8 protein-coding genes are annotated in these 12,600 nt (G+C 37.3%); 2 read left to right on the top strand and 6 right to left on the bottom strand.

Annotation, left to right across the window (positions count from 1 at the left end; all coding sequences use genetic code 11):
• Positions 1-52 precede the first annotated feature (52 nt).
• Entirely contained in the window at positions 53-1,213 is a 1,161-nt protein-coding gene (locus K1I41_RS08820) for an N-acetylmuramoyl-L-alanine amidase family protein (RefSeq protein ID WP_220639991.1), read from the bottom strand.
• A gap of 173 nt (positions 1,214-1,386) precedes the next feature.
• On the opposite strand from K1I41_RS08820, the gene K1I41_RS08815 reads away from it, so the two are divergent.
• Together K1I41_RS08815 and K1I41_RS08810 are read left to right on the top strand one after the other, a co-directional pair.
• Positions 1,387-4,047 carry a putative LPS assembly protein LptD gene (locus K1I41_RS08815; RefSeq protein WP_255566906.1) on the top strand — a complete coding sequence of 887 codons (2,661 nt, stop codon included), beginning with the start codon at positions 1,387-1,389 and terminating at the stop codon, positions 4,045-4,047.
• 16 nt (positions 4,048-4,063) lie between these two features.
• Entirely contained in the window at positions 4,064-4,444 is a 381-nt protein-coding gene (locus K1I41_RS08810; protein ID WP_220639990.1) for a RidA family protein, read from the top strand.
• On the opposite strand, the gene K1I41_RS08805 is transcribed toward K1I41_RS08810, so the two are convergent.
• The 5 genes from K1I41_RS08805 to K1I41_RS08785 form a co-directional block, all read right to left on the bottom strand.
• Positions 4,425-4,799, bottom strand: a complete 375-nt coding sequence (locus K1I41_RS08805; protein WP_220641846.1) for a methylglyoxal synthase — start codon at positions 4,797-4,799, stop codon at positions 4,425-4,427. The two genes, K1I41_RS08810 and K1I41_RS08805, sit on opposite strands and share 20 nt — an antisense overlap.
• 7 nt (positions 4,800-4,806) lie before the next feature.
• A complete protein-coding gene (locus K1I41_RS08800) occupies positions 4,807-5,655 on the bottom strand; it encodes an N-acetylglucosamine kinase (protein WP_220639989.1) in 849 nt (282 codons plus the stop codon).
• A 150-nt stretch (positions 5,656-5,805) separates the two neighbouring features.
• A complete protein-coding gene (gap, locus tag K1I41_RS08795; protein WP_220639988.1) occupies positions 5,806-6,807 on the bottom strand; it encodes a type I glyceraldehyde-3-phosphate dehydrogenase in 1,002 nt (333 codons plus the stop codon).
• Between the two features lie 31 nt (positions 6,808-6,838).
• Positions 6,839-7,825 (bottom strand): 6-phosphofructokinase, encoded by a 987-nt coding sequence (pfkA, locus tag K1I41_RS08790; RefSeq protein WP_220639987.1) that lies wholly within the window; start codon positions 7,823-7,825, stop codon positions 6,839-6,841.
• Between the two features lie 197 nt (positions 7,826-8,022).
• Entirely contained in the window at positions 8,023-12,465 is a 4,443-nt protein-coding gene (locus K1I41_RS08785) for a translocation/assembly module TamB domain-containing protein (RefSeq protein WP_255566905.1), read from the bottom strand.
• Positions 12,466-12,600: the final 135 nt, after the last annotated feature.

Here is a 12,600-nt window from a genome sequence, read left to right as displayed (position 1 = left end):
ATGATTATTTTTTTAACAAATGTAGGACAATAAAATTATTAATATGTGAATATTATTTTAAAGCTTCATTTATAGATATCTTTTTTCCGTCGCGAAAAGCCACTACAAATGCAGAAGGGAAACCCTTTAGTATGGCTTCTTCTTTTAGTTTTTTAGCTTTTTCGTAATTCATGGTTTCACCATAAAAGTATTTTATGAGGCTACCGCTAGGTATTTTAGATACCGATTCGAGCCCTTTAAAGTTAGATGGTTTGGTTTCTAAATCCCTACTACTTGCAGCAATTTGCACCCTAAAAGTTGTAGTAGTACTCGGTATAGCCATTTCAGGTGCTGGTATCTCATCAATTATTTCTGTCTTGTTTTCTTGTGGCTTTGCAACAATTGGTTTTGCTTCTGGTTTTGGTTCTTTTACAGGTATAGGGTCTATGGTTTGCTGAATTATAGGTATATGGTATTCCTTTTTATACTCCTTTATGGCTTTAGCAATAGCATCTGATAATTTATTTTGTCCTGTTTCTGATTTTAAGTATTTTCCTTCTGGCATATGCGATAAAAACCCAAGCTCTATTAATATTCTAGGCATGTATACATTTCTAAGCACTAGGAAACCTGCTTGTTTTACCCCTCTGTTTTTTCTTTTGAGTGTATTGGTAAAACCGTCTTGTACTTTACTGGCAAGGTGTATACTTTGGTCTAGGTATTGCCCTTGCATTATCTCTAACCCAATAAGCGATTCTGGCTTATTAGGGTCGTAATCTTTATATTTTATTTGATAATCTTCCTCCAGCGTAATAACAGCATTCTCTTTTTTAGCTACCTCAAGGTTAGAGGCATTACGAGTAAGTCCCATTACAAAAGTTTCTGTTCCGTAGGCTGATTGGTTTACAGCACCATTACAGTGAATGGATACAAATATGGTTGCATTAGCATCATTAGCAATAGTAGCCCTATCGTTAAGCGGAATAAACACATCGGTTTTTCGGGTATATACAAGTTCTATCTCAGGGTCTTGTGCAAGCAATTTCCCTACTTTTAATACTACTGCAAGGGCAACATCTTTCTCTTTTACACCGTGGTACATTGCCCCAGAGTCTTTACCACCGTGCCCAGCATCGAGCACCACAATAAATTTGCTGCTGCTCTGACCGAAAGCCAGACCGCAAAACATAATAAAAACTAAGAACACAAGTTTTAATTTCTGGTGCATCATCATTGTACTATCTATTATTATTTCGTGTAAGTGTTAAATTGCAATATGTGATTTATTTTGCTAAAAATATTGTAAGTTTGACACTCCAAAAATTAAGCCATATTTTTACAAAAATAGTATTAAAACCGTTGCGTACAAACTTATTTCATATCGTTTTATCAGCAATTTTCCTGACAATGGCAGCTTCGGAAATAACGGCTCAAGAAATACCTGGAAAATCGATAGCAGTACCTGCTGAAAAAGAAGATGATACACCTGAGGAAGCTATCCCTGAAATTGTTACGGAATTGGAGGCGTTACCTACCGAAACAGCAGAGCAAGAGAATGATACGAATAAAAAAGCAAAATCGGGACTTGATGCTATAGTAAAACGAGCTGCAAAGGATTATGAGGAGCTTGACCAAGAAACAAAAGAACTTACATTATACAACGAAGCGGAGCTATATTATAAAGATATAGAGCTAAAGGCGGGTATAATTAGAATGAATTACGAAACGAATGAGGTTTTTGCGGGACGTATAAAAGACTCGTTAGGGAATTACACCCAACTCCCCTATTTTAAACAAGGGCAAAATGTTGTAGAGGCAGACTCGATACATTTTAATACAAAAACTAAGAAAGCACGTATTTGGAATTCGCGCTCCGACCAAGGGGAATTTAGGGTTAAAGGGGAAATTACAAAAAAAGTTAACGACTCCGTATACTATATTAAAGGAGCTCGTTTTACAACCTCTAAAAATATAGACGACCCCGAATATTACTTTTTAGCACGCAAAATAAAACTTGTACCAGGTAAAAAGGTTGTTATTGGATTTACCAATATGTACGTTGCCGATGTACCTACCCCATTAGCACTACCCTTTGCTTTTTTCCCGATGACGGACGAGGCAGAATCGGGTTTTATAGTACCTACTTTTGGCGAAAACAACAACCAAGGATACTTTTTACAAAACGGAGGGTATTATTTTGCTTTAAGCGATTATTACGACCTTGCTGTATTGGGCGATTATTTTACCAATGGTAGTTATGGGCTACGCTTTCAGTCCTCCTACGCCAAACGGTATAAGTTTACAGGTAATCTAAACATACGTTACGAAAATAATGTACAGAGTGAAAGGGGTTTCCCCGATTATGTACGCTCTACGCAATACAACATACAATGGTCGCACAACCAAGATGCTAAGGCAAACCCAAATTCACGGTTCTCGGCAAGTGTTAACTTAGGTTCCAGCCAATACTTTAGGCAATCGCAAAACCTAAGCAACGTGGGTGCAAGCCTTAATAATACACTACAATCGTCAGTATCATATTCCAAAACGTTCCAAACAGTACCACAGGTCAACTTTTCGTTAAGTGCTACACACAGCCAAAATACAAACACTGAGGTTATTAACATGACACTACCAACACTACAGGCTAGTGTAGACAGGATATTTCCTTTTGCAGCAGACGATGCTCCTAAAAAAGGATTAATAAAAAACGTTAACTTACAATATAACTTACGTGGTGAGAACAGGATTACTACTACTGACTCGTTATTTTTTAAACCGCAAATGTTTCGCGATGCACGCTCAGGGTTCCAACATAGCATCCCGATAAATACCAACTTTAAAATTTTTAAACACTTTAGTGTTTCGGCAGGTACAAACTTTCAGGAAACATGGGTATTTAATACTATAGATCGTTTTTATAACCCCAATACCAACGAGGTACAAACAGACGATTTAAATGGTTTTGATGCTTATCGTACCTATAACTTCTCGTCTAGCATTGGTACAACGGTATATGGTACATTTAATTTTGGAGAGGATAAAAAGCTGCAAGCCATTCGGCACGTAATACGTCCTTCACTATCGTACACCTATACACCCAGTTTTGAGCGTTATTACGATACCTACCAAATAGATGCTACAGGTACTGCCTATGAGGATTATACCCGTTTTGAAGGCGGTTTGTTTGGTGCTCCTGGTAAAAACTTTTCCAACAACATTGGTATTGCTGTAAATAATACTTTTGAGGCAAAAGTGAGAAATGATGATGAAACAGATGAAGAACCTAAAAAAATAATGCTATTAAACAACCTGAATCTTACTACGAGTTACAATATAGCTGCCGACTCTTTAGCATGGTCGCCATTACGGGTAACAGCAGGTACGGCACTGTTTAAGCAGAAAATGAATATTAACTTTGGTACAACGTTAGACCCTTATGCTATTGATAATGCTGGGCAACGAATAGATACCTACAATATTAATAATGGGGGTAGCCTGTTTAGAATGACGAGTGCTAACATTAATATTAACTATTCTTTCTCTAATAAAAATAACAAAGGTTCGGGGAAAGATAAAGATATAGACCAAACAGCAAGAAATGGTGGTCGTGAAGACGACCTTTTTGGTACTGCTACCGACCTTAGTGACAGGCGTACGAGTATGTTTGATGACGAAGAGGACGATGATGAAAAAGGCGATAAAACAGGTGGCACTTTTTACAATGCCAAAATACCTTGGGATTTACGGGTTGCCTACGCCATAACGTATTCCAACAACAATAGGCAGCGTAAAATAGTAGGTAACTCCATAATGCTATCGGGTAATATAGATTTAACCCCGCGTTGGAAAATGGGCTTCTCGTCAGGGTACGATTTTGTACAAAACGGAGTAACCTTTACGCAACTTCGTTTTGAGCGCGATTTATTAAGTTGGCGTATGGACTTTAACTGGGTACCCTTTGGCGATAACACGTATTGGGGCTTTTTTATAGGAATAAAATCGTCTGTACTTAGTGATATTAAATACGATAAGCGCCAAGTACCCGACCGCGTTTTAGGCAATTAATTTATTACAACACAATATGAAAAAAATTATTTTTACCGATAAAGCTCCTGCTCCTATCGGACCTTATAGCCAAGCTGTACTTACAGGTAACACCCTATATACATCGGGACAAATAGCACTACACCCTGAAACTGGGGTACTTATAATGAGTGATATTGAAACTGAAACTAAGCAGGTTATGGAAAACATGAAAGCAGTATTGGATGCTGCTGGAATGGATTTTAACAATGTTATAAAGGCTACTATTTTTATTAGCGACATGAACGATTTTGCACGAATAAATAGTGTGTACAGTACTTACTTTAACGAAGAAACCGCTCCTGCTAGAGAAACGGTTCAGGTGGCTTGCTTGCCTAAAAATGTAAACGTAGAAATTTCTATGATTGCTGTGCTATAGCCTGCAATAACAACTCGGCAGTAGCTGGATTGGTTGCTAGCGGAATATTATGTACATCGCACACCCGTATTAACATAGTAATATCAGCCTCGTGTGGGTGGCTTGCTAACGGATCTTTAAAAAAGAAAACCATTTGCGTTTTACCTTCGGCAACGCGGGCTGCAATTTGGGCATCGCCCCCTATGGGTCCCGATAGCATTTTTTTTACCTTGAAACCTGCTTTTTCAGCTTTACCGCCCGTAGTACCTGTAGCAATAAGGTTAATATTCTCTTTAACCAGAATTTCTTTGTTCTTGTTTAAAAATTGCACCATTTCGGCTTTCATACCGTCGTGGGCTATAATAGCAACTTCCATAGGTTTATTAATTGAGTTCATGATACTCTATAAGCCCATCAATAGGTCGGCGTAAAACATTCCCTAATGTAAGGTTATTTTTAGCCAACACTTCTGTTAATTCAGCCTTTAAATAAAACGCTATAGAGCCTACAAAGTGTACTGGTACTTCGTGCGCATTTTCGTACTGTGTAATATAATTATCTACAAATACCTGCATTGCGGTTGTTATAATGCCTTGTATAAAAGCATCATCTTTATGTTGTATTAAAAACTTGGCAAAAGTAGCTAAGTAAGCATTAGGGTTAGGCTCTTTATATAAGTTGTTTTTAATAACGTCTGGCTCCAAATTGTATTCTTGCTCAAACTTGGTAGCAAGGTGCTGGGGCATTTTATTAAAGTAATAAGCGCGTATTAAATCCCTGCCAAAGCGGTTACCGCTACAGTCGTCCATAGCGATATAGCCTAACGATTGTACTTTTTGATGCAGCAACTCGCCATCAAAATAACTACAGTTAGAGCCTGTACCTAGTATGCAAATAATAGCTTTACCATTGGTTGGGTTGGTGGCATAGGCTGCTGCATACGTATCTTCGTTTACTGAAACGGATGCATTGGGAAAAAATTCCTGAAAAATACCCGTCATAAATTTTTTCATCCTATCGGTACCGCAACCTGCGCCATAAAAAAACAGGCTCGAAACATCGTTACGGTTATTATAAATATCAAAACGGTCTTTAAGGCGTTCAATAGCTTCCTCTTTATTAATTACTTCGGGGCTAAGCCCAAGTGTTTGCGTGGTAAAAAGCCTATCGCCATTTTCATCTAGTGCAATCCAATCGGCTTTAGTAGCACCACTATCAACTAATAATTTCATAATTAAGTAAGGTTAGTTTTTAGTTATGTTTTATGAGGTATTTTAAGGGTTAAACAGGTTAACATTAACCTTGCATTAAGCAACGTATAGTAGGGAAAAATAAAATCCCGTAGTTCTCAATGAGAAAAGACGGGACTTAAGTGCAGTGTTTTATAACGATGCAACGTGTAACGAAAGGTCTACTAATTTGCTTGAGTAACCATACTCGTTATCATACCACGATACTATTTTAAAGAAGGTTGAGTTTAAACCGATACCTGCTTTAGCATCTATAATACTCGTGCGTTTATCCGAAACGAAATCTTGAGATACTACATCTTCTGTAGTAAAACCAAGAATACCTTTCATGTTTGTTTCTGACTCTTTTTTAAGTACAGCCATAATTTCATCGTAAGTAGTTTCTTTGCTTACTTTAACAGTAAGGTCTACTACCGATACATTAATGGTTGGTACACGCATTGCCATACCTGTAAGTTTTCCGTTTAATTCTGGTATTACTTTACCTACTGCTTTGGCAGCACCTGTACTGGCTGGTATTATGTTTACCGATGCGGCTCTGCCCGCTCTGTAATCTTTTTTAGAGGGTCCGTCAACTGTTAACTGTGTTGCCGTTGTAGCGTGTATAGTAGTCATTAATGCTTCGGCTATACCAAAGTTATCGTTAATTACTTTTGCCAATGGTGCAAGGCAGTTGGTGGTACATGATGCGTTCGATACTATAGTATCTGTAGCTTTTACACTATTGTGGTTAACGCCCATAACAAACATAGGAGCATCAGCAGATGGTGCCGATATTACTACTTTTTTAGCACCGCCATCTATATGCAATTGTGCTTTTTCTAGTGTTGTAAATATTCCTGTACAATCGGCAACTATTTCCGCGCCTGCTTCGTCCCATTTTAAACCAGATGGGTCTTTTTCGGCAGTTACTCTTATGCGTCTGCCATTTACGTATAAGTCGCCCTCTTTTACTTCAACATCACCATCAAAACGTCCGTGAACAGAATCGTATTTTAATAAGTAGGCTAAATGTTCTACATCAAGTAAATCGTTAATTGCTACTACTTCTACATTATCTCTTTTTATAGTTTCGCGGAATACAATACGACCAATTCTTCCAAAGCCGTTTATTCCTAATTTTAATTTTCCCATTTTCTAATTTTTGGTTTTTTATTGTTGTTATTTAAATGGATACAATATCCGAAACGCGTATAAGTTTTTTATCTATTTGCGATTTTCCTTTTACGGCGTGTTCTAGTGGAGTTAGTAGTATTTCATCTTTAAGTAAACCTACCATGTAGTTTGATTTTCCTTCGAGCAAGGTTTCTACTGCTTTTACACCGAGTCTGCTAGCAAGCACCCTATCAAAACACGATGGTGTTCCGCCACGCTGCATGTGCCCAAGGATAGATACGCGTACATCGTACTCTGGCATGTTTTCGTCTACGTAATCTTTAAGTTCAAATACGTTTTTACCTATTTTATCGCCTTCGGCAATTACCACAATACTGGATGATTTTCCTGATGCTTTACTTTTTCGTAATGAATCCAGTAATCTATCCAGTCCCATATCTTCCTCTGGGATTAATATTTCTTCTGCTCCTGCGCCTATACCTGCGTTTAGGGCTATGTGCCCTGCATCGCGCCCCATTACTTCTACAAAAAATAATCGGTTGTGGGAGCTGGCTGTATCGCGTATTTTATCTATAACTTCTACTACGGTATTAAGCGCAGTATCGTAACCTAATGTAAAGCTGGTGCCGTAAATATCGTTATCTATGGTGCCTGGTATACCTATTACGGGAAAGTTGTACTCTTGATTAAAAACGAGCCCACCAGTAAAACTACCGTTACCGCCTATTACCACAAGGGCATCTATGTTGCTATTGCGTAAATTATTATAGGCCTGCTCGCGTCCTTCTTTCGTCATGAAATCTTTAGAACGAGCCGATTTTAGTATTGTACCTCCTTTATTTATAATGTTGTTTACACTTCGGGCACCCATCTCTTTAAAGTCGCCTTCTATCATTCCCTGATAGCCTCTATAAATCCCGATGCAACTTACGTTATGAAAAGCACATGTACGCACTACTGCCCTAATAGCGGCGTTCATTCCTGGCGAATCGCCTCCAGAAGTTAGCACCCCTATCCTCTTAATATTCATAGCCATTTTTTACTATTTTATTGTAAAGCTAATAATTAAATGCCATTAATTTATTTATAAACCCCATGTATTAATAATACACTAACATTTCAAACGTTTTCGTTAATAAGTTTTTTCTGAGTTTAGTATTTTTAAGTAAAAAAGCAAGCTGTTTTTGGTAAAAACAACCTGCTTTTTTTGAGAGATATTTAATTTATATATTCTTAGTCTGTTTCGGGTATGCGTTCTGTTTCAGGAATGTTATCGTTAGTAGTGGTACTTCTTTTATTTCTGGTATGGGCAAATTGAATAAATTCTGGCGAAAGTTCCGAATCTGGTATTTGGTCGCCATTATTGTTATCACCATCTTTCTCCTTCTCGTTTTTACCAAACATTTTTTGCATAAACTCACGTAATGTATTAAAGTTAACCTCGTAGGTAAGACCAATACCTTGTGTATAACCAATACCCTCGCCTAAAAAGTTTACGTTATTTTCTCGGTTAAACACACGCCCTTTAAATGTATTCTGTTCATTTAATCGGATTTGTGCTTCGATGTTTCCTACTACTGTAGACTGATTTACACCGCCCACAGGTACACCTACCTGCCCGTTTATACTTATCCTATCGTTAATTTCGGTAGATAGTGTTACTCCCAATTGCGAGTTGGTTTCTACATAGGGGTTTTGCTCGCCCTGCACATAGTTTACTCCAATATCTAGTTTACTATCATCATCAGTAAACAAATCGTTAACTAGCCCACCCGCAGTTTCCAATAAAGGTGCCAACGCCATATTGTTGGTACTGTTAGGGCTTAAAAACCTACGTTGGTATAATAATGATAGTGCCTGACGCTGACGGGTATCGTCGTCGCTAAGGCGGTATTCTAAATCTGATTTTAATACTGAATTTGTTCTTGGGAAATTTATCTGGAAATCATTTTGGGGCTGCATTAGGTTACCGTTAATCTTTATAACCACCTCTACAGGTATATTACGGTTAAATGCAGGATTCTCCAAAAGCACCGATGGGTTTGCTTGTAGAGTATACACAGCATCTACGTTTAAGATGGCACGCGTAGGGTCGCCATTCCAACTTATGTATCCACCAGGGCGTGTGGTAAGCTGTTTATCAAAAAGTCCCGCATATTTAAAGTTATACACTCCTTTTTGTATGGTATAATCGCCCCACATGTTAAACTTACCCAGTGTATTAATGTTGAGCACTAAATTACCCTCGCCAGTTGCCGATATACCATGCCCCGTGTTTTTATCGATAATTATTTCGAGTTTGGCATCTGGGGTTACCTGTAGGTTAAACTCCATTTCGAGCCCCTTGTAATCTCGATTGTTCATATACGATGCATTAGTACCTTTGTTTAATTTTTCTTTAGGACTTAAAAAATGGATATACGGGTTTGCACCTGCGGCACCTGTATTGTTAATGGGTATTTTTATATCTGTCCCTTCTTCAGATTTTGCATTTACCTGTATTAATAATGCAGTGGTGGGGCCACTTATGTAAGCACTACCGTTTATAAAGGCATTGCCGTAAAAAAGGGCATCGTCCGAGTCTTCCGTATGTAGTGCTAATAACTTATCCGACTCTAATTTAAGGTCAAGCGCCCAATCTTTAAACATATTGTGGGTTACTTTACCTTTTAAATAGCCCGATGTACCAAACTCCGTATCGGTAAGTTTCGGGTTCCTAAATACTATAGTATTTTCAGTAAGGTCAAGTATGGCATCTTGTTCAAAATTATAATCGGTATTAAGATAACCTACTTTTAATCCTGCATCCTTAAGATAGAAGATAGCATCTATTTCTGGTTTTTTTACATTGCCCACAATTGCAGCACGCCCTGTAGCGGTACCTCTTATTTCTGGGAATATGGTACCCAAAAATATTTCGAGAAAACTAATGTCGAACGATGTAAAATCGGCATCTAATGAGAGTTGGGTTTGCTTGTCTACAATATCTATAGTACCCGCAGCATACAATCGTTCCTCATCATCTTTAAATATGGTGGAGCTTAAGTTAAAGCGTTGCAATTTTTTATCGCCGTATATCTGTAAATCCAAATCGCCCAGTTCATGGTCGTTCATCCTAAGGCTACTTATGGTTAGCATGGATTGTGGCTCGTATACGTCGTGGTCTTGCTTTAAGGTAATATCACCGTTTATGTTACCGCCAAACTCCAAACTATCTAACGATGGGGTAATTTTCTCTAGGGCTACATCGTTAAACGATAGTTTAATATCTTTATACGTAGAATCGCGTATAACGCCTGCAAGTTCAACTTTTTGGTCTTTGTGCGACATTACTATGTTATCAATAGTAAAATCAGTTAGTTTTTTATTGAATACTACCTTGTTATCTTTGGCTTGGTCTTCGTTAATGTACCATAAATAATCTTTAACGTTTACTTCCGATTTTTTAAACCCTACTACCGATTTATTGGTTTCGTCTATAGTATGGTAAAGGTTAATATTAAAATAATCTTCTGCTTTACTACCGCCTTTAAATTCCGAGCGTAGGTATAACGTATCGTTTTCAGTGACATTTACAAGACTAAAATCGGATATTTTGTATTTGTTGGTACGAAGGCTATCCATACTAACATAGGCATTATATAACGGGTTTTTGTTATTGATGTCTACTGATATGTTGTTGAAATAATTATCCTGGACAAATATGTTAGGAGAATCAAAGTTCAATATAAAATCACCTTTATCTGGATTAATTTTACCGCGTACTTTGGTATTGGCACCTACTATAACATCGGGTAACACAATACCTACAATTTTGTTGTATATGGTAAAGTCGAAATTAATAAACTGTCCCTCCTTTACTTTGTAAGGCGAGTAGTTGGTGTAGAGGCTACCTAAAGCATTTTCGACTACTTTTGGTACTTGGTTAACATCAAACTTACCTACTACTTTACCTTCTATAATATCGGTAGAGTTAAGGGTAATGGTACGTACATTATCTTTATCGAAAGTAGATTCTATAAAGAAGTTTTCAAAATAATAGCTATCACGATCGTTTTGGTACGATAAGCGCGACATTTGTAATGTACCTGCTACATTGTTAAGTGTACTACCTTTAGCGCGTAATCGTAAATCGCCTTTAAAAATAGATAGGCTATCGTTTTTAATAACATTTAATGCTACTAGGTTGGCATAGTCTACCTGAGCGTGGAAATCGAACCTATTGACTTTCTTACTCATATCCACCAAACCATCAAACGACATCATTAAATTGGGGTCGTTACTATCAATATCGCCTTCAAAATAAGGCCATTTCATAGTACCATCTACACTAACATTAGTATAGTTATAATTATTAAATACTAAACTTTGTACTTTACCTTTTAAGCTTGTATTTAACGATTCTTTATTAAAACCAACGCCATCTACAGCAAGGTGCAGCGTAGTGTTACTAACGGATTTGCTACCTACCATAGCACCTACATTAAAGCCTTTTAAATCTACAACACCCTTATAAGTAGCAATATCGGCTTGATTGAAGTTTTTTATGGATAAATCTGTCTTGGCTTCGCCAAGTTCAGAGATTATATATAAATCAGTATCTAAATCTTGTTTGGTAAGCGTTACATCGCCAATAAGGCTTACCTGCCCTAACCTGCCTAAGGGCTCAGGCAAAACTTTACCCAATACTCTTGGCATTATATGGGTTAGGTTGGTGTAGTTGGCTGTTACACGATCGAAATTACCATGCATATAAAAACCTGGTCCGTTTTTCTCGAAAAGGTGTCTAAAATTAACTTTACCAATAATTTCGCTGTCTTCAGTATTTAATAATTTTAAATCGTTTAGCACAAAATTATTTAAAGGTCCTGTAAATCGGGTAGCGAGGTAAAATTTCTGGTTTTCGCCAAACTCGTTGTAAAAATAATTAAGTTCGTTAGCAGCAACCGTAGCTTTATCGATATTAAAATCAAAATCGACTTTGTTTACAAAGTCTTTCATATCTTCGATAGTATAGCTTAACTTAAGATTACCTTTTAATGCCGACTGGGCAGTTTTTAGGTTCAAGTTATCCAGAATGATGTTTGATTTGGTATAGGTAAAGTCCCCTTGCAAATTTTCAATTACCAACCCCCTGTGGTCATTCATTGCCAAACGCTCTATCTCTGCCGTAATTTCAGATCCTTTGATATAAAAATCGTTTAGCGCACCATTTAATTTTGTAAAATCGAGTACAGTAGGGTTCTCGGAATTTTCATTAGTAAGTCTGTAGCGTCCGTTACTAACGTATAACGCATCACTCACCAAACGAAAAGTGCCATCGCTGGGTTTTCCAGTATCAAACGATTTTACAAAAATATCGAGGTTACTTTTATCTTCCCCTTTGTACGTTTTCATATGGAAATTAAGTGCTTCCGCACGAATAGTTCCAAACTGAAAGTTGTTTTTGGTAAGCTGCCTAAAGCTAATTACATTGGTTTGAATACGCTTGGCAGATATAAGTGTATCCTTATGGTGGTCGAGTACGAGTATGCCTTTTAATTTTACAGTACCAAAAAGTGATATTGCCACTTTATCAACCTCAATGTGTGTACCTAACTCCTCGTTGATACTATTGGTAGCTAAACGAGCAAGCTTGGTTTGCACAAAAGGTAACGACAGTGCAATGGCAAGCAATAACAATAACAGTAGTAGTATTACTACTGTACGTATAAATATTTTTTTAAATTTTTTGATACTGCTATTTGTTTTAAATTTGTACGATGGCAGTTGCTACAATTTTTAAGCAAATGTAGGCAATTTTACTGTTTA

The organism is Flavobacterium litorale (genome assembly GCF_019613795.1).
GTDB lineage: Bacteria > Bacteroidota > Bacteroidia > Flavobacteriales > Flavobacteriaceae > Flavobacterium > Flavobacterium litorale.
The sequence above is the reverse complement of the archived record's forward strand: the minus strand, read 5'-3'. Positions and strand labels throughout refer to the sequence as shown.